Raw genomic sequence first — 23,919 nt, forward strand, 5'->3', positions numbered from 1 at the left:
CGCTTGAGGGCTGGCCTACAAGTGTGTGGAAATCAATTGGCTGAATCAAGCAGTATCAGCGGGTGCCCTTAGTAGGCGCCGCGAATCAGATCGATTCCAGGCGTGAGCACTTCTCTCCAGGCTTCCCCAAGCTCCCTGGTGTATTCCGGGTCATGAAGGCGAACAGTTTTCAGTAACGCATCCAGCCACAGTGAATACCACTCGGGATTGATGTTGAAGTTTGAGCGGTTGTGGCTTTCGCCAAGCGCTCTGAGCTTGCGGTCTGACATGCCGCGAGACGTGAGAATCAGCTGCAAAACCCCGTGACGAAGAAGGTGTCGTTGTGCGGGCATATCTGTATTCACAAAGCGGTTCTTGATGGCATCCGAGCTCGACATGAAATGGTCGTAAAAATCCACGAAAAACTCATCACGGTTGCAGCACCTTCCGTAGCTTTGGAAAACCAGATCGGTGTTATTCATATGCGTTTAAAGGTCCTTCAGAATAGGGGGTAATTGAGTAGGGCGCTAAGGGTAATGGTTGGCCGTGTGTACTTCTGTTGAGTTTTGTTAACGAGTAGGAAGGACAGGTGCGCAGAAAACACGGCAGAGGGCAGACAGGATATGGGATGCGTGTCTTTCCTTATGCTCTTTGATGTATCGGTAAATGCTATGATGTGAGCGTTAGAGCACAACGGCCAATGGAGAGATTACTATGGCGAAAAAGAAGGCGATGCTTACAAAGCACAGTGCGGTGCAGCGGGAACTCAAAACCCCGAAGTATCAGATGCGCGTGGTTGAAGATAAGAGCAAGTACCGCCGCAACCGCGATAAGAGTGTACGGATGGAGGATTTTCGCAAAGCTGCCTGATGGGCTGTTTTACGAAAATTCTTCGTTCGTCCTCTTCGTTGTAATTCCCTCCAGAGATTTGCGTTTGGTGCCATTGAGCAGGTAAGCGCAGGCATACAGACAGACCACTACTACCACTGACAGGGCTGCTTTTTTCCACAGAGGCAAGCTGAACTGCTCAAAAAGCAGATGGCTGATAACAGGAAGAGTGGCTAAAAACAGGGCAATCGCCGTAATTTTTTGCCAGAGGTTTACTTCCGGGTCGTACTTTTTATAGTTCTCAATATCATAGGGCTTCCAGGGATCGTTTTCAGTGACATCCGCGGGGCGCCAGCCTGTTGGCATGAACCAGAGTTTGATTTTGTCGCTCCATTTTTCTGTATTCACTGCGTCTTTCCACAGCCTTGCCCACCAGTCAACATGAGCGTATAGAGGGTCCCAGCTTCGATAGGGCTTACGCACGCCGTAGATGCAGGGCTCGTCATCCCGCTCTTCTGCCCAGGTTCCAAAAAGCTTGTCCCAAAGCATGATTACCCCGCCGTGGTTTTTGTCGACATACCGTGGATTAACCGCGTGGTGTACACGATGAGCCGATGGCGTGTTTAAAATACCCTCAATAAACGGCACCCTGCCAATGGCTTTAGTGTGTATCCAGAACTGGAAGAACTTGTTCAGCAACAGAACGGTTGCGAAGACTTCGATGGGGCAGCCCATAAATGCCATTGGAAGAAAAATCGGGAATACCAAAGTGTCTTGCAGGGCGCCTTGGCGAAGGGCTACCGTAAAATTGTATTCCTCACTTTGATGATGAGGGAGGTGGCCATTCCACATAAAGTTGATGGTGTGGGACAGTCGGTGGCCCCAGTAGTAAAAGAAGTCGTAAACGAAGAAAAACAGAATCCAGGTAAACGCAGAGTTCATGCTCCATTCAAACAGGCCGAACCTGTTGGACAGATAGGCAAAAATCACGAACAAGCCACCCTTGGTGAACAGTTCGAATATCAGCGTGATTATTCCGCAACTCATGTTGGTGAGGCTATCGTTCACACGCAGCGAAGTCCGGTTTTTACGCCAGAAAAACAGTGATTCCAGACCTATAAACAGCAAGAAAAACGGAATGGAAAAAGCTACAAAGTGATCAGCCATTGCTACCCTCATTATTTTTATTGATGGCTTGAAGTTACAGTGGCAGCAAAACAAAAGCTTGTGCTAATGCGACACTTGGTTGTTTTTAGGCGCGGGGCCAAGGGCCTGTGGCATTTGGCAATGCCAGAAGCGGTCTATGCTATGGTGATTGAGTACTCAATAGAAATGGAGACGTGTCATGGCAAAAGATCCTGCCTGCATAGTGGTTGCATGTGACGGCTCAAAGCACTCAGCGGAGGCGGCCAGAATGGCGGCTTTACTAGCCAAGGCGACGGGGCAGCCACTCAAACTCTTAACGGTGTTTTCGAGTGCCCGGATAGAAAAAAAGGTAATTAGTGGAAAAATGCCGGAGAATATTGATGCAGAGGTGCAAAGCTACGGACGCGAAGTGTTTGCCGCTGCCAAGGAAGCTATCGGCGACGTTGTTGAGCCAGCTGTAGAAGTGCTACTCAGGGGTGACCCTGCCAAGGAAATTATCGACTACCTGGAAAGTAATCCGGGTGACCACCTGGTTTTGGGGAGGCGAGGACATTCTTTATTACGGAGTCTCACGCTTGGCAGTATCAGCGAAAAGGTCGTTCGGCATGCTACGGGGCCAGTTACTGTTGTGAATGGATGATGCGGATTTCCCCAAGGGCACCGACAAAAACACCTGGCAGAGGAATTTTATACATTCTTCTGCTTTGGGCTGTGAGTTTTGCGGGGTACGCAGCGCCGCCTCTGGATGTGAGTGGTGAAGAGATCCGGTTGGCGGACTTTCCGGTGGGTTATTTCGTGGATAACGAGCAATCGCTTGATTACGAAACTGCCCGCAATCACGCCTTCGAGCCCGCAAACAGCACCGCTACGCTCGGCACGGGGGCATCGGTTACCTGGCACCGGATTGAGCTGCATAACCCGGGGCTTGAGGCAAGGGCCCTGTTTCTGCACATGCCTGCGGCCTATCAGGTGCGGGCAATAGATATTTATGAGGAGCGTTCCCAAGGCTTGGTGGGCCGGGCGACGGTTAATCTTAACGATGCCAGCGACAACCCCCTGATGTATCGGGGCACAATCGTCTATCCGTTTTCGGTGCCAGCAGGAGAAACCACGGTTTTCTATATCCGCAGTCATCTGTATTCCCATCAGTGGTTTGCGGCGGAAATTTATGACGATAAGAACTCGCGAAAGGCTTTGGTTGGCGGCCATCTCGACATCGCACTGCTGGTAGGAATGATGATGGCGCTGGTGTTCTACAACGGCCTGCTTTACTTCGCCACCAGCAAGAAAGAGAACATACTTTACTCCCTCTACCTGATATCTGGCGTTATCTGGATAGCGCTTTCTTACGGATTGCTTGCCAAAGCGTTCAACGTATACGGAGATGCCGTTTTTATATTGAACCTTTCGGTATTTACCATGCCGATTTTTCTTGTGCTGTTCATGATGGTGATTTTCGAGACTCGAGGGTTTTACGTTACCGAGCATCGAATTCTGAAGGGATTGCTGGTTTTGCTCGTTGCAGGCTTCTGTTACGGCCTGTTTGATATTGAGGGGGCTTTAATACCCGCAAGCACCCTGGCTGCGCTAATGATGGTAGTCACTTTTTCGGTAAGCCTCTCGATATTACGCAAAGGCCACCCCTTGGCGAAATTCTTTCTCGTGGGGCACAGTTTCTTTGTGGTATTCAACGGCCTCGCGGTGCTGTTCTATAAGGGTTTGATTGAGCCAAACTACCTCAATAGCCGCGGTGTCGGGATTGGCATTGTGCTGGAAGCGATCACGCTGGCGTTCATCATTTCGTACCGGATTAAAGTGCTGGAGGATATCCGGGCCCAGCAGGATGAACTCAAACGACAGGCCGCCACTGATCCACTTACTCAGCTTTATAATCGGCGGTTTTTTATGACTGAGGGTGAGTGTCTGGTTCAACAGGCTAGAACTACAGGGGAGCAGGTGTCTGTCATTGCCCTGGATATCGATCATTTTAAGGCAGTCAACGACACCTACGGGCACCACGCCGGAGACCTGGTTTTGAAGGATATGGCGGGTATTTTTCAGAAATTCAGTCGAGACAGAGATCTGGTTGCCCGCTTTGGCGGTGAGGAATTTATGATTCTTTTACCCGGCGCCGACCACGTAGAGGCCGAAGGCTGTGCTGAGCGCATTCGCCAAGGCGTTGAAAAACATGTTGTCGAGGTCGGCAATGGTGTAAGCATTCGGATTACGGTAAGTATGGGCGTTGCACAAGTTAATAGTGCTGCAGAATCGGTTGAAGACGCCACCGAGCGGGCCGACAAGGCGCTGTATGAGGCCAAAGCCGGAGGGCGAAACCGCGTGTGCTCTGCGGCCTGATGGCTGTATTTCGAATAATGGATGCACAGAAACAACAAAACCCGCACGAGGCGGGTTTCATCTGAATTCTTAATGGTGCCCGGAGGCGGAATCGAACCACCGACACGAGGATTTTCAATCCTCTGCTCTACCGACTGAGCTATCCGGGCAAGTTGCTTTACTGCTATGCAACGGGGCGCTATTAAACCGGTTTCGGTGTAGTGAGTCAAGGCCGGCCCGGAAAAATATCTGAATCTTTTCAGGGTTGATCAGCCTTTGACCAAACCGGGGTTATTTTTCTGGTGGCACGTAGCCTTCAGCTTTGTCGTAAGGCTCGTTGTTAAAGAAGTGCTCCATTTGCGCCTGTATGTATTTGCGAGTGTTCGGATCAATCAGGCTAAGGTGCTTTTCGTTAATGAGCATTGTTTGCTCGTTTTGCCATTCTTCCCAGGCCTGCTTGGAGATGTTGTCGAAAATGTCCTGGCCTCTGGCGCCGGGCATGGGTGGAAAGCTCAGGCCTTCCATGTCTTTTTGGTATTTTCGGCAGAAAACAGTGCGGCTCATGATCGCTCCTGATGTCAAAGGTAAGTTGTTGGATGATAACAGATGGCACTGGCTGAGCCAGTGTGTGGGCTGTCGTCACAGCAGACTGACCTGCTCCGGGCTGGTGAGCAGTGTGCGGATTGGCGCTGGTAAGCCCAGAGCCAGGGCTTCGTGCCGGTGCAGCCATTTCTGATGGGCATCGTCCTTCACGGTGTTTTGCCTGGTTACATTCAGCCGAGCGGGCTGAATGTGCAGGTGGTAGTGGGAAAATGTGTGACGAAAGCCATCGATCAACTCTGGCTCTGTGCAATCAACCCCAAGGCTTCTCTCACAAGCATCCTGCAATTCATCTGCGCCATATGCCGGGTCCAGTTCAGGTAGGCTCCACAGCCCTCCCCAGATGCCGCTAGGTGGTCGGCGTTCCAGCAGTATGCGACCATCCCGGTCTTCAAGTATTACCATCCAGGTGGTTTTTTCCGGCTTCGTTTTTTTCGGTTTTGAGCCAGGGTAGAGGGTGGCTTCTCCTCTGGCGTATGCCGTGCAGCCTTTTTTCAGAGGGCAGTCCTCGCAGGCTGGGCGTGTGCGCGTGCACACCAGTGCGCCAAGATCCATGATGCCTTGGGTATAGTCCCGAACACGCTCATTGGGTGTGTGCGCTTCTGCGTGTACCCAAAGCTGCTTTTGCACTGAGGCTTGGCCGGGCCAGCCGGGAACGGCGTGGTAGCGAGCAAGCACCCGCTTTACGTTACCGTCGAGTATGGCTGCACGCTTGTTATACGCTTGGGCAACGATAGCGGCGGCAGTAGAGCGACCAATGCCAGTGAGGGTTTCCAGTTCTTCCTGTGCGGCCGGGAAGGTGCCGCCGAAATCTTCCATAACGGTGCGGGCGGCCTTTTGCAGGTTGCGGGCGCGGGCGTAGTAGCCAAGCCCCGACCAGTGGCTGAGTACGTCGTCTGTGGGCGCCTCCGCCAAAGATTGAACATCCGGGAAGCGCACCATGAACGCTTGATAGTAGGGGATAACGGTTGCTACCTGGGTTTGCTGAAGCATGATTTCAGAAACCCAAACCCGGTATGCCGTGCGGTTGTGGTGCCACGGCAGGTCATGCCTGCCGTGTTGGTCGTACCATTTCAGAAGATTTTCAGCGAAGCAGTCTGCTGTCACTTGAACAGGCCTTTGAGCGTATCTTTTACTTTATCGGCAGCCCCTTCTCCGAGACTCTCTTCCAGTTTTTCGCGTACTTTTTCTTCCGCCTTTCCCTTCGCCCTGTCCACTTCCTCATTGGCCTTTTTGCGCGCGGCATTGGCTGCAATGGTTTTTAGCGTATCGCGGAAGCGTGAGCCATCAAAGGAGCACAGGCTGGCTGCGCCGCCAGAGAAGTCGCCACGGCATTCCACCGGTATAACCACGTCTTCCACATATTCAGTTACGCGGCAGGCGTTGTCGCGGTGGATATCGCCCACAATTCTCAGGCCTAATTCGTAATCGACCAGGGTTTGCTTCAGGTCAACGTTGCCTTTGCCTTCCAGTTTCATGCCGGCGAGCGAGGCGACCAGATCGGTATTATTGAATACGTTGCCATCAATCTCGAGAACGCCATGCATGTCGTTGAACGGCGTGGTGTCGCCCCAGTCATCCGTTGACAGCTGGTCCTGGTTGACCAGAGCAATGCCTTGGCATGCCAGGTGAGTCAGGTTCATTTTGCGGAATTCACCTTCTGCAAGATTGAAACTGATCTTGCCGTCGGCCTTGTCTCTCAATACCGAGATGCGGTTGCCGGAGGTTGTGGCATCCACTTTGAGGTTAGCGCCACCGGACAGCATGGTGATTTCTGCAAGATCTGCCAGCAGAGGAAGCGTTTGCACATTGCTCACGTCTGAGTTGATGGTCCATTTTGGATTGTCGGTGCGGGCATCAATAGTGGCATTTGCGCCAAAGCTACCTTCATAGAGTTTGCCGCTGAACTCGTCCACTTTCAGTACGCCCTTGCTGGCGGTTGTACTGGCTTTGATCTCATTGATGCTCAGGTTGCTTACAATCAGTTCACCCAGTCCGAAGTTGATATCCAGCAGCAGGCCGCGCAGGGTTTCCAGTGGCAGCAGGTCGCCTTCCGTGCCGCTGGCAGCGGTTTGAGCAGGTGCATTGTTTTTTGCTTCAGCACCCTCAACGGCTGGAGGCAGGTAGCGATCTGCGTTGAGCTTGTCACCCTGAAGGTTGAACACAATGCCGCCATTGTCGAGGTTGTAGCTACCTGAACCTTTGAAGGTGGTGTCATCCAGTTTGATCATCAGGTCAGACAGCGCAGGCTTGCCTGCAGGGCCGCCGATATTGGTGGACAACGCGATGGCCTGAAGAACTGCTTCATCGGTTGTTGCAATAGCAGGTTGCCCCAGGTTTTCGAGCAGATCTTTAAGGGAAAACTCATCGATGGCCAGTGTGCCTTTGAGGGCTGGCTTGGCGCCAAAGCCTTTAACGTCCAGGTTCGTGTTCAGGGTCAGATTTGCGAGGCTGGCGGTAAAGTCGCTTAGCGTTGCAGTTTCATTTTCCAGATTGGCGTTCGCTGAGCCCGACAGCTTGGCGGTCACGGATTTGCCACCAAATGGCTCTCCGTTCATTTTGAATTCTGCTTTCAGGCCGGAGACTGCGAAATCGTTCAGTGCTTCGTTCGCGGCAAGACGGGCTTCGATGCTGCCATCCACTGCGAATTGTGGCTGGGCTGTTTCTACACGAAAACCAATTTCCAGCGGAAACTCAGAGCCCAGAGTGATATCGCTGGCGTTTACCGAAAAATCGTCAAGAGTCACCTTCTGGCCGGTGCTCAGATCGCTGTAATGCACCTGGGCATTGCTGATTTGCACGTTATCGACATTGAAGTTGAGGGCCTTGCCGCCTTGTTCATCGCTGGTATCTGCAGCGGCAGTTTGCTCTGGTGTGCTGGTAAGGTCCTGTCTGCCCTTGGCATCGCCTTCTGCGGGTTCAGGCATGATGCGAGTCCAGTTGCCTTCCCCCTGCTCGTTAATGCTCAGATGGGCCTCTAGCCCGTCGAGCACGAAGGTGTCTACCTGTGGCGACATGGCTATCAGAGACCAGAGGTCAATCTGCGCCACCAGCTGCTTCAGCGCAACGAAGCGCTCGCCATCCAGAGTGGCTTCTACATCGTTCAGTTCGAGCCCGAGAGGAATGAAAGACCAGCCAATATCGCCTTCCAGAATGAGGTCAAGGTTGGTGTTATCCTCAACAGCTTTTTCGATTTGCGGCTTGTAATCGTTCGGGTCGATAACAGCCATGGCTATAGCAATCGCGGCAATGGCGAGAATAATAACTGCAACGATGGCGATCAGCACATAACGTATGGCTTTCATGTTTCGGGCGTCCTTTTTGTTGCGAGAACTAGCTGCGAGAGTTTTCAGGATTCAAGGTGAATCCGTATGCGAATAAGCTAAAGGATAACGCAGGGTTAACAAATTAACAGGGTGGGAGTATGACAATGCCGTAGTGTTAGGCCAAAATACTCCCATTGTTTCTGCGCTGAAATTACTGAATAACCATAAAAAGGAGTTCGCTGTGGCTATTACTGTTTCGATTGAACTGAACCGAGAGCTCGAAATACCCGGCAGTTATGACGAGGTGTTCGACCTGCTGGCAGATGTGCCGCGCTCTGCTGCTCATTTTCCAAAAGTGAATAAACTCACTGATCTGGGTGACAACACCTACCGCTGGGAAATGGAAAAGGTGGGTATCGACAAGCACGCAATTCAGTCTGTGTACGCAAGCAAGTACGTTTCAGATAAAGACACAGGGAAAATCACCTGGGAGCCTGTGAAAGGCGAGGGTAATGGCGTGGTGCGTGGGTCCTGGGTGCTGAAGGCTAAAGGTGATACTGCCACCACTGCCAAATTTCAGACCAGTGCTGAGCTGACACTGCCACTGCCTGGGCTTTTAAAACTGGCCATCAGCCCTGTTATCAAACATGAGTTTAACGGCCTGGTGGATACCTATATGGCCAACCTGAAGAAAGCCTTCTGATTTTTTTTGGTCAGGCAAACTATCGTACCGATTAGCCCGGTTATGGGACTCCTGAGAGCATAAAAGGTATAATCCCGGAATTGATATCTTCCGGCGTTGTGCCACTTAATTTGCTACGGAGTCTCCATGGCCGAACGTAAGGCTCGGGTAGAACGAAATACCCTTGAAACCCAGATCACTGTCGACATTAATCTCGACGGCACCGGCAAATCCAGATTTGATACCGGAGTGCCATTTCTGGAGCACATGATGGAGCAGATTGCCCGTCATGGGATGATGGATCTGGATATCGTTTCCAAAGGCGATCTGCACATAGATGACCACCACACAGTGGAGGACGTTGGCATTACTCTAGGCCAGGCGTTCAAACAGGCTGTGGGAGATAAAAAAGGCATTTGCCGGTATGGCCACGCTTATGTACCTATGGATGAAGCCCTTTCGCGGGTTGCGATTGACCTGTCTGGTCGCCCTGGCCTGATTATGGAAGTACCCTTTACCCGGGCTGTTGTGGGTGGCTTTGATGTGGATCTGTTCGAAGAGTTTTTCCGTGGATTTATCAACCATGCCATGGTGACTGTGCATATTGATAACCTGCGCGGCAAGAATACCCACCACCAGATCGAAACTGTGTTCAAGGCATTCGGCCGTGCTCTGCGCATGGCGGTTGAAATGGATGAGCGCATGGCGATGGCGGGTGTTACCCCGTCTACCAAAGGTTCGCTGTAAGCTGCCATTCCAAGCCACTGAAGGACACAGAACTGACCATGAAAACCGTTGCCATCATAGACTACGGCATGGGTAATCTTCACTCTGCCCGCAAGGCGGTAGAGCACGTTGCCCCGGATACCAGAGTTCTGGTGACCGACAACGCAGACCAGATTCGTGAAGCCGACCGGGTGATTCTGCCCGGTGTAGGTGCCATTCGTGATTGCATGGCAGAAATTCGTCGGCTTGGTGTGGATGAACTGGTGCGCGAAGTTTCCCGCGACCGCCCGTTTCTCGGCATATGCGTAGGCATGCAAGCGCTGATGTCCCGCAGTGAAGAAAATGGCGGAGTTGACTGCATTGGTCTGTTTCCTTCAGAAGTCCGCTATTTTGGCGACAGCCTGGTAGAAAACGGCGAGCGCCTGAAAGTGCCACATATGGGCTGGAACGAGGTTTACCACACGGTTGAGCATCCTCTGTGGCAGGGTATTCCCGATGGCGAGCGCTTCTACTTTGTGCACAGTTATTACGCTGAGGCAGAAGCTAACGCAGACATCGCCGGGCGCAGCCATTACGGCGTTGATTTGGCAGCGGCAGTAGCGCGCAACAATATTTTTGCAGTGCAGTTCCACCCGGAGAAAAGTGCCGGGGCGGGGCTGCAATTACTCAAAAACTTTACTGATTGGAACGGAACATGCTGATTATTCCCGCCATTGATCTGAAAGACGGCCGATGCGTTCGCTTGCGCCAGGGTCGTATGGAAGATTCCACCGTGTTTGGTGGCGACCCGGTTGATATGGCCACCCGCTGGGTGGAGGCTGGAGCCCGTCGTTTGCATCTTGTCGATTTGAATGGTGCCTTTGCAGGCGAGCCGGTTAACGGGGAAATTGTTAAGGCCATTGCCCGGAAATACCCGGATTTGCCTATTCAGATTGGCGGCGGCATTCGCTCAGCAGAAACCATCGAGGCCTACCTGAAAGCCGGCGTGCAGTGGGTGATTATTGGAACCAAGGCGGTCAAAGAGCCTGAATTCGTGACGGAAATGTGCAAGCGCTTCCCTGGTCACATCATTGTGGGTCTGGATGCCAAAGACGGCCGCGTTGCTACAGATGGCTGGGCCGAAGTCTCCGAAGTTATGGCTATTGATCTGGCCAAGCGATTTGCCAACGATGGCGTTGAATCAATTGTGTACACCGACATCAACCGCGACGGCATGATGCAGGGCGTAAACGTGGAAGCCACGGCTGCTCTTGCTGAAGAAGGTGGAGTTCCGGTAATTGCTTCCGGTGGCGTAACCAATATGGATGACCTTAGGCGTTTGGCGCCAGTTGCCCATAAGGGCATCATTGGTGCGATCACTGGCCGGGCGATCTATGAAGGCACGCTGGATGTTGCTGAAGCTCAGGCGTTTTGTGACTCACTGAAAGGCTGATTAGGGCAAATATTATGGCATTGGCAAAACGCATTATTCCCTGCCTGGATGTGGACAAGGGGCGCGTTGTTAAAGGCGTAAACTTTGTGGATATCCGGGACGCCGGAGACCCGGTAGAAGTGGCTCGCCGCTATAACGAACAGGGCGCCGACGAGATCACCTTTCTGGATATCACCGCAAGCAGTGAGAGTCGCGATACGACCTATGAAATGGTTGAGCGCATGGCAGCAGAAGTCTTCATTCCGCTAACCGTTGGTGGTGGTGTTCGTGCCGTTGAGGACATCCGCAAACTTCTAAACGCTGGCGCAGACAAGGTCGCGATCAACACGGCTGCCGTGTTTAATCCAGAGCTGGTAAAAGAAGCTGCAGAGCGGTTTGGTAGCCAGTGCATTGTGGTTGCGATTGATGCCAAGCAGGTAAGTGCTGAAGGCGAAGAGCCCCGCTGGGAGATTTTTACCCATGGTGGGCGTAAGCCGACAGGGCTGGATGCCGTGGAATGGGCGTGCAAAATGGTAGAAATGGGTGCTGGTGAGCTTTTACTTACCAGCATGGATAGAGACGGAACCAAAATCGGTTTTGATCTGGGCCTGACTCGCGCAGTAAGTGATGCGGTATCTGTTCCTGTGATCGCTTCGGGCGGCGTTGGCGAGCTTCAGCATCTGGCAGATGGCGTCACCAAGGGTGGTGCAGATGCGGTGCTGGCGGCCTCGATATTTCACTTTGGTGAGTACACCATTCCCGAAGCAAAGGCCTTCATGAGGGCTCAAGGAATTGAAGTCCGGGATTAGTCTTTCTTGGCAAAAGCAGGTCGTATGGTCTGCTTTTCGCCTACCGCAAACATTCTCTGGTTGTTGTTGCGAATAGCCCATAGCCCGCTCACGGTAGCAATAGCGATGCCCTGCTCATCCAGTAGGGGAAGATGCTTTTCCAGATAGTCGACAGTCACTGTGTGTGGGTGGCCGATGCCAATCGCACTACCGTTTTCCTTCGCTTGCCGAATCAATTCCTTGAATTGCCGATCTACAAACTCTTCCGTTTGCTCGTGGTCCAGGAATACGTCCCGTGTCAGTGTGGGAATCTGATAAGCCGCGGCAACGTCGCCCGCAATGGATGAGGCAATGGTGCGGCTATCGACAAAATAAACCGGGTAGCGATACAGTTCCTTCATTACCCAATCCATGGGTTTCAGTTGCTGGGTTAGCAAGCTGCCCATGTGGTTATTCACACCTTGTACAAAAGGGATGGACTGCAAGGCCCGACGCAGGGTCGTTGTTAAGGCTGGCTCATCCATGTCTGGCGTCAAACCGCCAGGCCCGAGGCCAAAGTTCCGGGTGTTGGCCATAGGTGCGTGCAGCATGATCTCCTTGCTCTGGCTATGGGCCAAACGCGCAAGGGAGTCTGTGTGCCGCCGGTAGGGCAGAAACGCCAGGGTAAGCGGCTGATCCATATTGGCCAGGCGCTCGCCCTCGTGCAGGTTGTGCCCCATGTCATCAATGATGATGGCAATAGTTGGCGGAACACCCTGCGGGGCCGGATCTGCAGCTGCTTTACTGGCAGTAATGCTTGCCAATAAAGCCAATGCAAACCTCAGCAGAGTTGAAGTCGCCAGGGCTCGAATAGAGAGTGCCTTCACTGTGCTGCGTCAGCTCCCTTGCGGTTCAGAATGTTCAGCCCTTTCAGCAGATTGAGTGCTGAGCGTAGCTGATAATCCCTGTCGGCAATAGAGCCAGGTTGGTCTTCACCCTCCGACTGCTTGCCTTTGCCTTCCGTTTCTTCGTCCTGACCAATCAAGTGTCCGCTCAGATCCGCTTCGGTAAAAAATGGGCGGCTATCCAGTTCTTTCAGTTCGGCCGGCTTTACTTCGATGTCTGGCTTGATGCCGGTGGCCTGTATGGAGCGACCGTCAGGGGTGTAATAGCGCGCCGTTGTCATTTTGATGGCGTGAGTTTCATCCAGTGGGATAACAGTCTGAACGCTGCCTTTGCCAAAGGACTGTGTGCCCATAATGACAGCCCGCCTGTGATCCTGCAGGGCGCCGGCAACAATTTCAGATGCAGAGGCCGAGCCGCCGTTAATCAGTACAACAATGGGGGTGCCAGCCATCACGTCGCCATCTTTGGCGCTGAAGCGGAGGCGGGAACTCTGAATTCTGCCTTCGGTGTATACAATCAATCCTTCGTCCAGCAGGGCATCAGCGGTTGCTACGGCCGCCTGCAATACACCGCCGGGATTGTTGCGAAGGTCCAGTACCAATCCGTCCAGATCACCGCCGTGTTCTTTCTTCAGTTTGTTCAGGGCTTTCGTAAACTGTCCGCCGGTTTCAGCCTGGAACTGGGTCACCCGCACGTAGCCGTATCCGTTTTCGATCATGCGGCTCTTTACACTGGTTACCTTGATAACCGCGCGCTCAACATCGATCTCTATGGGGCCGGTTTGCCCCTCTCGCATAATGGTCAGCGTAAGGACGGTGCCAGGCTTGCCCCGCATAAGTTGAACGGATTCTTCCAGGCTCATGCCTTTTACGGGCTTTTCGCCAAGCTTGATAATCAGGTCGCCGGCCCGAACACCAGCTTGCTGAGCGGGTGTGTCATCAATGGGGGCAATAACCTTTATAAAGCCATTTTCCATGCCCACTTCAATGCCCAGGCCGCCAAACTCGCCGGAAGTGCTTTCTTCAAGCTCTTCGTAGTCTTTCGGGGCCAGGTAGGTGGAGTGCGGGTCGAGGTCGGAGAGCATGCCCTTAATTGCGCTTTCCAGCAGTTGGCGGTCCTCTACTTCTTCAACGTAGGCTGCCTTGATGCGGCTGAAAACCTCGGTGAATTTGCGCAGATCGTCCAGGGGAAGTTGTTTTTCCGGGTCAGGCAGGGTGATTTCAATGCGTTCACCTTCCTGAATGCCTTCCAGTACCTGGGTGTCGTCTCCCGGGTTATCCTGGGCGAAAGCCAAACCGGGGAGTGAGATGAAACAGACGGCAAGGATGGCTGAGCGCAAAGGTGATGCTTGGAGTGTACTTCGGACCCGTTTCATTCACATATCCCGTGGTTATTCCGGTAGTTGGACTGAACCTTCTATAATCCCGACAGTATGGCGGCAGCGGGCTCATTTGTCAGCCCCGGCCCGGCTGTTCAGTTGGTCAGCCAGCGGCCCGGGTTATCAGGTTTGCCGTTATGGCGAACTTCAAAATAGAGTGCTGGCGCGTCTGTTCCACCGGTACGGCCTGCTTGTGCGATGGCTTCCCCTGCTACAACCCAGTCCCCCGGGCTGGTGAACAGGCTGCTGCTGTGGCCATAGAGTGTCATGTAGCCATCGCCATGATCAATAATTGTTATCAGGCCAAAGCCCCGGAGCCAGTTGGCAAAAACAACCCGGCCATAATGAATGGCTTTGATCTCGGCTTCTTCCCCGGTCTGAATGATCAGCCCGTTCCTGCGCAGTTTGCCATCTGCGTATTTTTCTCCAAAACGACTGACTACCTTGCCTTGTGCAGGCCATGGAAGCTTGTTGCGCAGCGACGGGAAGGGCTTGGATTCATTGGGCGACGGGATGCTGGCGATGGCTTGCTGAACCTCGGAAAGCAGCTCCTCCAATCGCTTTCGATCGGATTCCAGTTCGTCTTTTTCGCTACGGTGACTGCGGATATCCTGGTTAAGCGCTGCGAGGGTTTTTTCGCGTTCCAGGCGGGACGCTTTTAACGCCTGCTGGCGTTTTATTACGCCCTCTTCAGCGTTCGCGAGTTCGGCCCGGGTGCTTTGCACGGCCGCTTGTGTGACCTTGAGTTCTTCGAGGTTCTTATGGAAAATTTCCAATCGCCGTACTGTGTCGCGACTGAGATATTCGTAATAGGTCATGGTCCGGGCAATGTTGTCCGGATTGATTTCGTTGAGCAGCACTTTTACAACGGGTGCATCGCCTTCCATCCAGGCGGTGCGTATCTGTTTTTTCAGGCTTTCCCTCTGGCTCTCCAGGGTGCGCGCCAGCTCCCGCTCTTCACTTTGCAGTGTGGTCAGCTTCTGCTGCTGTACCTTTACCTGTTCTCGCAGGGATCTGCGCTCGTGAGTCAACCGGCTGATGGTGCGTTCAGCTTCAGCCAGCTGTCGTTCAAGAGAGGAGCGGTCCTTTTCGGCATTGGCCAGCCATTTGTCGATACCCTCAATACGTTTCTTGAGGGCTTCGATCTGGGCTGGCGTTACCTCTTTAGCAAACGCTAACGGTGCTGCACCCAATAACAGTGCGAGAGTCAGCGTCAGTACTGCAGTCAGTCGCAATGCTGTGGCCTGTTTCCGGATCAACCGACTTTAACCAGGCTATGCCCGGTCATTTCCTTCGGTAGTTCCAGGCCCATCAATGCGAGCAGGGTGGGAGCTACATCGCTCAGGCTGCCGTCATCACTCAGGCTTACTTCGCGGCTACCTGTGTAGACCAGGGGAACTGGCCCGATGGTGTGTGCTGTGTGCACCTGACCAGAGTCGGGGTCTGTCATCTGTTCACAGTTACCGTGGTCAGCTGTTATCAGTGCCTGGCCACCGACTTCATCCAGTGCTTCAACTACGCGCTGTACGCACTGGTCGAGGCATTCTACTGCTTTGATGGCTGCATCCAGCTTGCCCGTATGGCCCACCATGTCGCCGTTGGCGTAGTTGCATACCACCAGGTCATACTTTCCGCTTTTGATGGCCTCTACCAGCTTGTCGGTAACTTCCGGAGCGCTCATCTCAGGCTGCAGATCGTAGGTTGCCACTTTAGGGGAGGGCACCAGAATTCTGTCTTCGCCGGCAAAAGGCGTTTCCTGCCCGCCGTTAAAGAAGAAGGTGACGTGGGCGTATTTCTCGGTTTCGGAAATGCGGAGCTGGGTTTTGCCTAGCCCTGCCAGGTATTCACCCAAACCGTTGATCAGCTGTTCTGGCGGGTAGGCGCAGGAGGTTTTGATATCTGCCGCGTACTCGGTGAGCATTACAAAGTCTGCGAGATTCGGGTGTTTCTTGCGTTCAAACCCGTCAAAACCCTCATCTACAAACGTGCGGGTCATTTCCCGGGCTCGGTCAGCCCGGAAGTTCATAAACAGGACGGCGTCGCCATCATTGATTGTGGCCGCAAGTTCGCCGGCGCTTTGTATGAGGGTTGGTTTAACAAATTCGTCGTTTTCACCACGCTCGTATGCTTGCTCCAGGCCTGAAACAGGATCGGCGGCCATGAATTCTGACTCACCTAACGTCATCAGGTTGTAGGCTGCTTCCACCCTGTCCCAGCGGTTGTCCCGGTCCATAGCGAAATAGCGGCCGACAATTGAGGCTACACGGCCTACGCCCAGACTTTTCAGCTTTGCAGCCGCCTTTTCAAGGGAGGGGCGAGCGCTGCGAGGTGGCATGTCGCGGCCATCGAGAAATGCGTGAATGTAGACTTCTTTAGCGCCCCTGGCAGCTGCAAGCTCAGCGGCTGCAAGCACGTGGTCTTCATGGCAGTGAACGCCGCCGGGAGAAAGCAGGCCCATGAGGTGAACAGCGCCGCCATTGCTTATGGCTTTGTCGATTGCTGCGCAAAGAACCTTGTTTTCGTTAAAGGTTCCTTCCTCTATATCCTTGTCGATGCGCGTCAGGCTCTGGTAAACCACGCGGCCCGCGCCAAGGTTCATGTGCCCGACTTCGGAATTGCCCATCTGGCCCTGGGGCAAACCTACAAACATACCGGAGGTGTTGATGAGCGTTTTGGGTCTGGAAGCCCAAAGCTTGTCCCAGAAAGGCGTATTGGCGTTGCTGATGGCGTTATCTTCGGCGGGTTTACGATGGCCCCAGCCGTCGAGAATTATCAGTGCTGTCGGCTTGCGCAATGCTGTCATCATTCAGTCCGGAGGTAGAGTTGCAGTAAATTTACAGAAGTAGGCGTGAAGCTTATCCATTTTTACACTTTGAGGCCACAGTCGTCACCTGTATGGTCACCTTCTGTCCGGCGAGCAGGCTGTGTATAATCCGCCCAAACTTATTTTCAGGGTAACCTCATGGATCGGTTGTTTGAATTTGTCGTTAACCACTACGTTCTCGCTTCACTTTTTGTGGCTTTTCTTGTTGCTATTCTGGTGCTGGAGTCCCGGCGGGGTGGAGCCAAGATTTCTGCTCAAGGCGCTGTTAGCCTGATCAACCGGGACGAAGCCATAGTGGTTGATATCCGTGACCGCAAAGAGTTTGGCGAGGGCCGCATTACCGGCTCAGTCAATATTCCGTTGAGCAGTCTCAAAAGTCGGGCTGCCGAGCTGAACAAGCACAAGAGCAAACAGATTATTGTGGCGGACAAAATGGGGCAGCATTCCGCCATGGCCGTCAAACAGCTGAACGCAGAGGGTTTCACCAATGTGGTGCGACTCAACGGCGGGGTTAGTGACTGGAAGGCCAGTAACTTGCCGCTGGTAAAAAAGTAGAAACTGCGACATAACTTGATCTGCGCGCCGATCTGCCGCACTGTTTCACATAACTGATCGACGCCAGACAGTAGACTGTCACGGCAGATGTAACCATAACAACGGGCCCCGAGCCCTCTCTACGACTCCCTACTAAAGCAAAAGGACTTAACATGGCTGAGAATCCGCAAGCCGCCGCAGGCAACGAAAACCAGAACCAAGCTCAGTTTGCTCTTCAGCGTATCTACGTGAAGGATCTGTCTTTTGAGTCCCCGAATTCACCGGTGGTATTTCAGGAGCAGTGGAAGCCCCATGTAAATCTGGATCTCAACACCGCTCACACAAAAGTAAGTGATAACCAGTATGAAGTGGTTTTGTCGCTGACCGTTACGGCGAAAATTGACGACAAGGTTGCTTACATTGTCGAGATTCAGCAGGCGGGTGTTTTCCTTGTTTCAGGTATTGACGGGCCGCAGCTTGGCCAGATGCTGGGTGCCTATTGCCCCACTATTCTGTTCCCCTATGCCCGTGAAGCAATTGATGGTGTTGTTAACAAGGGCAGCTTCCCGGCATTGATGCTGGCGCCTGTTAACTTCGATGCTATCTACGCTCAGGCATTGCAGCGCAAGCAGGAAGAGGCCGCCGGTGAAGCCGGTGCCGAGCAGAAAACTCACTAAGAGTGTTGCTCTACCCTGACTGCAAAAAAACCCGGCAACTGCCGGGTTTTTTGTTTATGAGGTGCTGCCTGGTGAGCCCTCAAAGCCCAGTTGCCTCCAGGCTTCGTAAACCACTAGAGCGGCGGTGTTGGAAAGGTTGAGGCTTCGGCTATTCGGGCACATAGGTACCTTCAGGCAATGCTCTGCAGATAATCCTTCGAGTACATCTTCTGGAAGGCCACGGGTTTCCGGGCCGAACATCAGGTAGTCGCCTTCCTGATAGGCCACCTGGTGGTAGTAACGGTGGCCTTTTGTGGTGAGGCCAAACAGGCGCCGAGGCTCCTCACTGTCGAGGAACGCCTGATAGTTTTTGTGCACTTTTACCGTGGCGTATTCGCTGTAGTCGAGCCCGGCACGCCGCATCTGCTTGTCCTCCAGAGTGAATCCCAGAGGCTCAATCAGATGCAGGTTGCAGCCGGTATTGGCGCAGAGCCGGATGATATTGCCCGTATTGGGTGGAATCTCCGGCTCGTACAGCACCACATTCAGCATTCGGCTTTAGCGCTCGACTGCAAGGGCAACGCCCATGCCGCCACCGATGCACAGAGTCGCCAGACCTTTGTGCGCATCACGGCGTACCATTTCGTGCAAAAGTGAAACCAGTATGCGGCAGCCAGAAGCACCAATGGGGTGGCCCAGAGCAATAGCGCCGCCGTTGACGTTTACTTTGCTGGTATCCCAACCCATTTCCCGGTTTACAGAGATAGCCTGGGCAGCAAAGGCTTCGTTGGCTTCAACCAGATCCAGATCATCAACGCTCCAGCCGGCCAGTTTCAGGCAGCGCTGGCTGGCGGGGATTGGGCCGGTTCCCATGATGGTCGGGTCAACGCCGGCATTGGCGTGGGCTTTGATGGTTGCCAGCGGGGTCAGGCCCAGCTCTTTTGCTTTTTCAGCACTGCACACCATGACCGCTGCTGCGCCATCATTCAGGGATGATGCATTACCTGCGGTCACCGTGCCGTCCTTTTTGAACGCCGGGCGCAGTTTGCCCAGGCCTTCGCCGGTTACGCCATCGCGGGGCCCTTCGTCCTTGCTGATAACGATTGGATCGCCTTTCCGCTGAGGAATGGACACCGGCACGATTTCACCATCAAAGCGACCGGCTTCTCTGGCTGCAACTGCCTTTTGTTGGGAGGCTGCTGCGAACTCGTCCTGTTCTTCGCGGCTGATGTTGTACTTCTCAACAATATTTTCAGCAGTGATGCCCATGTGGTAGTCGTTAAAGGCGTCCCAAAGACCATCGGTAACCATGGTATCGATCATGGTCCAGTTGCCCATGCGCTGGCCATTGCGGCTGTTGGGCAGAACGTGGGGTGCCTGGCTCATGTTTTCTTGTCCGCCGGCAATCACTATCTCGGCATCGCCACAGCGAATCGCCTGAACCGCCATGTGAACAGCTTTGAGGCCAGAGCCGCATACTTTGTTGATGGTTATGGCCGGGACAGAATTGGGAAGGCCGGCATTGATCGCCGACTGGCGTGCCGGGTTCTGGCCAGAACCTGCGGTCAGAACCTGGCCCAGAACAACTTCATCGAGCTGGTTGCCGGCAACACCGGTTTCTTCCAGCAGTGCTTTAATAACAGCGGCGCCGAGCTGATCCGCACGAAGGCTGGAAAGGCCTCCGCCAAATGCTCCAATAGCTGTACGCCGAGCGGCAACGATGACGACATCACGCATGAGAGTTCTCCGTTTTAAAAGTTGGCCGCATTGTAGCCGGAAAGGACAAGCGGGCAAAAGCGTAGGCCCAACCCTCGGCCTACATGTTGAGGCTTCTGCCACCATCGACTGAAATGATTTGCCCGGTAATAAATGGCGCTTCGGCCAGCAGAAACACGATGGTGCGGGCTATATCATCCGGAGTGCCGGTGCGATTAAGGGGCGTTTTGGCCAGTATTATACTTTGGTAGCCTACATCAACCGCTGCGTCGCCCTCTGGCCAGAGGATAGCCCCGGGAGATACACCATTTACCCGTACCTCTGGGGCCAGGTCTTTGGCCCAGGACCGGGTGAGTGCCGCGAGTCCTGCTTTGCTGGCGCAATAGAGTGGGTGGTCTGCCAGCGGCTTTTCACTATAGATATCAATGAGATTTACGACACTGCCTGAGCTTGCCCGCAAAGCCGGAAGACACGCCTGCAGCAGAAAAAATGGCGCCTTCAGGTTAGTGTGCATAATGCTGTCCCAGTCGTCTTCCGTGGCCTCAGGCGTTGGGTTTGGATAAAACACGGATGCGTTGTTAACCAGTGCATCCAGACGTCCCCACTGAGCTGCTGCTTCGGTGCCCAAGCGCCTGATGTCGGTGATGTTACTCAAGTCTGCCTGCAGTGCGACGGCAGAGTTTGGCCGCTGCTGGTTCATTGATTCAGCAAGACTGTGAGCCTGATCTTCGCGGTTACGATAATGGATAGCGATGTTCCAGCCCCGCTCCTGGAGTATTTGCGCAGTGCGGGCTCCAAGGCGATGGGCAGAACCGGTAATCAGGGCGACAGGCGCATGTTCAGGCATGGTGGTTCCTCAGGATAGTAAGCTGCTTAGTGCCTGGTTAATACGCGCAAGACGCTCGGTACGGATTGCATCGCCCAGTTCTTTGCCCAGGAAGCCTTGTTCCATCAGTATTTTAGGGTCAACGGTTGACGCAACTTTTGCCGCATTTTGGAGTGCTTCAAGTTTTGCCCGATTTGCGGGTTCAAGAGTGCATGCAAGTACATTTAGGAGTTGCGCGAACCGCTCTGGTCGTCGCCACAAGTCGGCCTTTTCCAGCAGCTTCAGCAAAACGCCTGCATCTGGCTGCAGCGGGTCGAGCTGCTGTATGGCGGGCGTGAAAATCATAGTCAGGCGGGCCAGTTGTTGGCAATCATTGGGTGCTTTCAACGCTTTGGCTCTTGCTGTGCCCGCAGGCTCGTCAAGTGCGCATAACAGTGAAGCAAATCGCTCTGCTGTTGAGCCATTGCTGGCGTGAACCCGTTGCAGGCCAGCAATGGCTGCGCTGAAGTGCGCCTCAGGGGAAAGTTCCGGAATCAACACGGCTAGCGCGCCGCAGTCTCTCAACACCTGAAAGAACGTAGCCGGATTATTTTCATGCAGGGCTCGCTGAATCTCCTGCCACACTCGCTCAGGCACCAGATGTTCCACCTCGCCCTCGGCAACCATAGAGCGCATGAGTTCCATGGTTTCTGCGCAAACACGAAAACCAAGGGGTTGAAAGCGCGCAGCAAACCGTGCAGTGCGCAAAATTCTCAGGGGGTCTTCTTTGAACGCCATTGAAACATGTCGCAACTCTCGTGCTTCAAGGTCTTTGCGCCCATCAAAGGGGTCGCTCAGCTCGCCCTGTTCGGAGCGCGCCATGGCGTTGATGGTGAGGTCCCTGCGTAACAGATCTTCTTCCAGCGTGACATCAGGAGCACTGTAAACCGAGAAGCCGTGATAACCGTGGCCCTGTTTGCGCTCGGTGCGAGCGAGGGCATATTCCTCATGTGTTTTGGGGTGCAGGAATACAGGGAAGTCTGATCCTACCTGGGTAAATCCACGGGCGAGCATTTGTTCCGGGGTTGCACCAACAACCACCCAGTCCCGATCTTTAACTTTCAGGCCCAGTAGTTCGTCGCGAACAGCGCCGCCAACCAGATAGGTTTGCATGGAGGGTTCGGTTCCTTTCCGAGAAGTATCCGGGAATTATCCGTTTCCCGGGCGTGTCAGGCAAACCTGTATAGTCTGGTGGGTTCGCCTGACACCGAAAGAAGTGCTCGAACAATAATCAGAATGCTGTGCCAAGCTCCAGAGATGCGCCGATATCCGCATCGCTAAACAGGGCGCCAAGATCAAAGCGAACGCCTAACAGATTGACTCCCAGGCCAGCTGTGAACTGGGTTTCCTCGGCAATGCCGTCGTTGTCATTGTTGCTTGCAAGGTTGTAACGAACACCCGCGCGAAGCTGTGCGTAACGGAACGCGTCGAACTCTGCACCCAAGGCGAGCCACTGGGTGTCATCTTCAAAGCCAAAGGCTTCTTTTTTGGTGAGATCCACCTCTGCAGTCACAACGTGATAGTCGCTCTTATGAGCGATGCCGACGGTTGCCATGGGGTTGAGTTTCAGAGTGCGTACTTCCTCTCCAAGATCCGCCCGGCTTGCAGCGGAGTCGAGCTTCATGGGAATCAGGTTTTTTACCAGGATTCCTGCGTTCCACTGCTTTTCATCTCCGAACGCATAAGCAGCACCTATATCGAGGTTAAAGCCGCTCTTTTCAGTTTGGGACTCATCACTGTCGAAATCGTTGTCATCAAAACCGGAAACGGTTTCCGTGTATTGAAACGTTTGTAGCTTTACGTATTTTGGGGAAAAACCCAGCTGGAGAGATTCACCATTACTCAGCTCCAACGCGTGAGCAAAGCTTATGCCTGCCTCTATCACCGCTGAAGCAAGGACCTTACCGCGGGAATTTAACGTCAGAGTGCCACCAGGGAGAGAGGTTACCGTGCCGTCTTCTATGTCTGCCAGTATTGCGTCGTCACTTTCGTCGTACTCTCCCCTGGCTGTTGCAGTCAGATTGCCGTTGGTGAACACACCCATGGAAATTGTCTTTCCGGGAACGGCAACAGCAAAGCCAAGGCCGAGGTTGCCTCGGACGGTGTCTCTATCAAATCCGGCAAGTTGTTCACGCAACTGCCCCGCCTGCTTTTTAGTTTCGGTTGAATTGTTAAAGCTGATGGCGCTCTCAAGCCCGTCAATTGAGTCCTGGATATCATCAATCTGATCAATGGTTTCTTCTTCATCCGCAACCCGCACGTTGACAGACGGCAGCGTGAGGCCGAAATCATCTGCCCAGTCGTGCTGGTCTGCAGCCATCATTGCGGGGTTTGCAGACGTGGCGGAAGCCGGATGCGCAATAGCCACCCCGGTGCCACCCATTGCAAAGGAGCGTGAAGACATAAACGACTGCGGACTGGCGAGCGCTGAGGAAGTTGCAAGGGACAGTCCCACGGCAATGAACAATCTGGACAGGCGATATTGATGCATTTCGGTACCTTGGAGATAAGTGTGTTTCTATGAACAATGAGAGTACTGAAAGGTTAGATCAATATGCGTACGGGAACACGGCATAACCGGTAACGGTTTGTTTTTGATATGTAAGCGGAGGCAGTTATTTGCCGGTTTAGCGGGCTGTATTGTAGCTTTGTTCAATAAAATCCATTCAATCAGTGTGTTAGAAAAGCTGGCGCGATTTTTTCATGGTTTCCGGTAATGGTTAGCTGAAACGAATTCTGGAGACAAGATAATGGCCATTCGCTGGATAACAGTTCCTTTTTTGGCTTTCATACTGGCGGCCTGTGCGCCTGTTGGTGGGCACCGGGATAGTGAGAAGAGTAAAGCACAAAGCGAACCCAGGCTGGAGCCTATAACCGTGCGCGTAAGCGGTTTTGGAACTTATGAAGACGCCAGTAAAGATCGCCTCAACACGCGTAAGCGTTTGATGGCGCGCCGGGCCTCCCAGATGGATGCCTACAGGAACCTCGCTGAGCGAGTGTATGGCACGGTCGTCTATGGCAGCTCTACAGTAAACGACTTTGTTCTACGAAATGATAGTTTTCGAACATACGTGGATAGCTACATTCGTGGCGCAAAAATGGTTGCTGTTAACGAACATAGCGACGGCGTTGTCGAAACGGTAATGGAGCTGAAGCTGGAACCACGTTTCCGGGCTTGCGTGTCGAAAGTAGATGCCGATCAGGTGCAGGATTTGTGTCCGATACCTATGCCCAGATACAACGACAGTGTTGGTGATGTTCAGAGCAAGAACGTGGATTCCCTGTACTATCTCGACTAATG

Annotated in this window: 25 protein-coding genes and 1 tRNA gene; 11 read left to right on the forward strand and 15 right to left on the reverse strand. The window is 53.4% G+C overall.

The features are described 5' to 3' along the window. Positions 1-68: 68 nt before the first annotated feature. Complete coding sequence (locus tag RKA07_RS14395) at positions 69-461, reverse strand: globin (RefSeq protein WP_200202918.1); 393 nt, start codon at positions 459-461, stop codon at positions 69-71. Positions 462-693: 232 nt separating this feature from the next. On the opposite strand from RKA07_RS14395, the gene RKA07_RS14400 reads away from it, so the two are divergent. Next, complete coding sequence (locus RKA07_RS14400) at positions 694-849, forward strand: hypothetical protein (RefSeq protein ID WP_310966640.1); 156 nt, start codon at positions 694-696, stop codon at positions 847-849. 9 nt (positions 850-858) lie between these two features. Here the strand turns inward: RKA07_RS14400 and RKA07_RS14405 are convergent, their stop codons facing one another. Beyond that, complete coding sequence (locus RKA07_RS14405) at positions 859-1,974, reverse strand: sterol desaturase family protein (RefSeq protein WP_200202916.1); 1,116 nt, start codon at positions 1,972-1,974, stop codon at positions 859-861. 178 nt (positions 1,975-2,152) lie between these two features. On the opposite strand from RKA07_RS14405, the gene RKA07_RS14410 reads away from it, so the two are divergent. Beyond that, entirely contained in the window at positions 2,153-2,593 is a 441-nt protein-coding gene (locus RKA07_RS14410; RefSeq protein WP_200202915.1) for a universal stress protein, read from the forward strand. A 71-nt stretch (positions 2,594-2,664) separates the two neighbouring features. Continuing rightward, the gene (locus RKA07_RS14415; RefSeq protein WP_310966641.1) at positions 2,665-4,308 is read left to right on the forward strand and encodes a sensor domain-containing diguanylate cyclase; all 1,644 of its coding nucleotides are present in this window, start codon (positions 2,665-2,667) and stop codon (positions 4,306-4,308) included. 73 nt (positions 4,309-4,381) lie between these two features. On the opposite strand, the gene RKA07_RS14420 is transcribed toward RKA07_RS14415, so the two are convergent. The 4 genes from RKA07_RS14420 to RKA07_RS14435 form a co-directional block, all read right to left on the reverse strand. Next, positions 4,382-4,457 (reverse strand) — tRNA-Phe (locus RKA07_RS14420). 121 nt (positions 4,458-4,578) lie between these two features. Further along, on the reverse strand, positions 4,579-4,851 hold the full coding sequence (locus RKA07_RS14425; RefSeq protein WP_310966642.1) for an oxidative damage protection protein: 273 nt from the start codon (positions 4,849-4,851) through the stop codon (positions 4,579-4,581). A 75-nt stretch (positions 4,852-4,926) separates the two neighbouring features. Further along, positions 4,927-5,994: an A/G-specific adenine glycosylase gene (gene mutY / locus RKA07_RS14430; protein ID WP_310966643.1), complete on the reverse strand. Its 1,068-nt coding sequence runs from the start codon at positions 5,992-5,994 to the stop codon at positions 4,927-4,929. Further along, positions 5,991-8,192, reverse strand: a complete 2,202-nt coding sequence (locus tag RKA07_RS14435) for an AsmA family protein (RefSeq protein ID WP_200369643.1) — start codon at positions 8,190-8,192, stop codon at positions 5,991-5,993. Before RKA07_RS14435 ends, mutY begins: the two co-directional genes overlap by 4 nt. Positions 8,193-8,394: 202 nt before the next feature. Here RKA07_RS14435 and RKA07_RS14440 point away from each other — a divergent pair, with 202 nt between their 5' ends. From RKA07_RS14440 to hisF, 5 genes are all read left to right on the forward strand, one after another. Beyond that, entirely contained in the window at positions 8,395-8,856 is a 462-nt protein-coding gene (locus RKA07_RS14440; protein WP_200202911.1) for an SRPBCC family protein, read from the forward strand. Between the two features lie 126 nt (positions 8,857-8,982). After that, positions 8,983-9,582: an imidazoleglycerol-phosphate dehydratase HisB gene (gene hisB, locus RKA07_RS14445; RefSeq protein WP_200202910.1), complete on the forward strand. Its 600-nt coding sequence runs from the start codon at positions 8,983-8,985 to the stop codon at positions 9,580-9,582. 38 nt (positions 9,583-9,620) lie between these two features. Further along, positions 9,621-10,262, forward strand: a complete 642-nt coding sequence (gene hisH, locus RKA07_RS14450; RefSeq protein WP_200202909.1) for an imidazole glycerol phosphate synthase subunit HisH — start codon at positions 9,621-9,623, stop codon at positions 10,260-10,262. Then, on the forward strand, positions 10,256-10,993 hold the full coding sequence (hisA, locus tag RKA07_RS14455; protein WP_200369642.1) for a 1-(5-phosphoribosyl)-5-[(5-phosphoribosylamino)methylideneamino]imidazole-4-carboxamide isomerase: 738 nt from the start codon (positions 10,256-10,258) through the stop codon (positions 10,991-10,993). The genes hisH and hisA overlap by 7 nt, the downstream gene beginning before the upstream one ends. Positions 10,994-11,007: 14 nt before the next feature. Next, positions 11,008-11,781 (forward strand): imidazole glycerol phosphate synthase subunit HisF, encoded by a 774-nt coding sequence (hisF, locus tag RKA07_RS14460; RefSeq protein WP_200369641.1) that lies wholly within the window; start codon positions 11,008-11,010, stop codon positions 11,779-11,781. On the opposite strand, the gene RKA07_RS14465 is transcribed toward hisF, so the two are convergent. The 4 genes from RKA07_RS14465 to gpmM form a co-directional block, all read right to left on the reverse strand. Further along, positions 11,778-12,584 (reverse strand): divergent polysaccharide deacetylase family protein, encoded by an 807-nt coding sequence (locus tag RKA07_RS14465; protein WP_413785010.1) that lies wholly within the window; start codon positions 12,582-12,584, stop codon positions 11,778-11,780. The two genes, hisF and RKA07_RS14465, sit on opposite strands and share 4 nt — an antisense overlap. 38 nt (positions 12,585-12,622) lie before the next feature. Beyond that, positions 12,623-14,020 (reverse strand): S41 family peptidase, encoded by a 1,398-nt coding sequence (locus RKA07_RS14470; protein WP_265092106.1) that lies wholly within the window; start codon positions 14,018-14,020, stop codon positions 12,623-12,625. A 98-nt stretch (positions 14,021-14,118) separates the two neighbouring features. Beyond that, on the reverse strand, positions 14,119-15,216 hold the full coding sequence (locus tag RKA07_RS14475; protein ID WP_413785025.1) for a murein hydrolase activator EnvC family protein: 1,098 nt from the start codon (positions 15,214-15,216) through the stop codon (positions 14,119-14,121). A gap of 62 nt (positions 15,217-15,278) precedes the next feature. Beyond that, positions 15,279-16,826: a 2,3-bisphosphoglycerate-independent phosphoglycerate mutase gene (gpmM, locus tag RKA07_RS14480; RefSeq protein ID WP_200202905.1), complete on the reverse strand. Its 1,548-nt coding sequence runs from the start codon at positions 16,824-16,826 to the stop codon at positions 15,279-15,281. A 159-nt stretch (positions 16,827-16,985) separates the two neighbouring features. Between gpmM and RKA07_RS14485 the strand changes: the two genes are divergently transcribed. Then, positions 16,986-17,402 carry a rhodanese-like domain-containing protein gene (locus RKA07_RS14485; RefSeq protein ID WP_200202904.1) on the forward strand — a complete coding sequence of 139 codons (417 nt, stop codon included), beginning with the start codon at positions 16,986-16,988 and terminating at the stop codon, positions 17,400-17,402. 152 nt (positions 17,403-17,554) lie between these two features. After that, positions 17,555-18,058, forward strand: a complete 504-nt coding sequence (secB, locus tag RKA07_RS14490) for a protein-export chaperone SecB (RefSeq protein ID WP_200202903.1) — start codon at positions 17,555-17,557, stop codon at positions 18,056-18,058. A 54-nt stretch (positions 18,059-18,112) separates the two neighbouring features. Here secB and trmL read toward each other — a convergent pair whose 3' ends face one another. The 5 genes from trmL to traF all read right to left on the reverse strand — a co-directional run bounded on the left by trmL (position 18,113) and on the right by traF (position 23,109). After that, the gene (gene trmL, locus RKA07_RS14495) at positions 18,113-18,589 is read right to left on the reverse strand and encodes a tRNA (uridine(34)/cytosine(34)/5-carboxymethylaminomethyluridine(34)-2'-O)-methyltransferase TrmL (RefSeq protein WP_200369639.1); all 477 of its coding nucleotides are present in this window, start codon (positions 18,587-18,589) and stop codon (positions 18,113-18,115) included. A 6-nt stretch (positions 18,590-18,595) separates the two neighbouring features. Next, positions 18,596-19,774, reverse strand: a complete 1,179-nt coding sequence (locus tag RKA07_RS14500) for an acetyl-CoA C-acetyltransferase (RefSeq protein WP_200202901.1) — start codon at positions 19,772-19,774, stop codon at positions 18,596-18,598. Positions 19,775-19,853: 79 nt separating this feature from the next. Continuing rightward, positions 19,854-20,600, reverse strand: a complete 747-nt coding sequence (locus RKA07_RS14505; protein WP_200369638.1) for a pteridine reductase — start codon at positions 20,598-20,600, stop codon at positions 19,854-19,856. Between the two features lie 9 nt (positions 20,601-20,609). Beyond that, a complete protein-coding gene (locus RKA07_RS14510; protein WP_200202899.1) occupies positions 20,610-21,731 on the reverse strand; it encodes a tRNA nucleotidyltransferase/poly(A) polymerase-related protein in 1,122 nt (373 codons plus the stop codon). Between the two features lie 118 nt (positions 21,732-21,849). Continuing rightward, complete coding sequence (traF, locus tag RKA07_RS14515; RefSeq protein WP_200202898.1) at positions 21,850-23,109, reverse strand: conjugal transfer protein TraF; 1,260 nt, start codon at positions 23,107-23,109, stop codon at positions 21,850-21,852. 259 nt (positions 23,110-23,368) lie between these two features. On the opposite strand from traF, the gene RKA07_RS14520 reads away from it, so the two are divergent. Next, positions 23,369-23,917: an LPP20 family lipoprotein gene (locus tag RKA07_RS14520; RefSeq protein WP_200369636.1), complete on the forward strand. Its 549-nt coding sequence runs from the start codon at positions 23,369-23,371 to the stop codon at positions 23,915-23,917. Positions 23,918-23,919: the final 2 nt, after the last annotated feature.

Origin of the sequence: Marinobacter xiaoshiensis, assembly GCF_031631795.1 — a bacterium.
GTDB lineage: Bacteria > Pseudomonadota > Gammaproteobacteria > Pseudomonadales > Oleiphilaceae > Marinobacter > Marinobacter xiaoshiensis.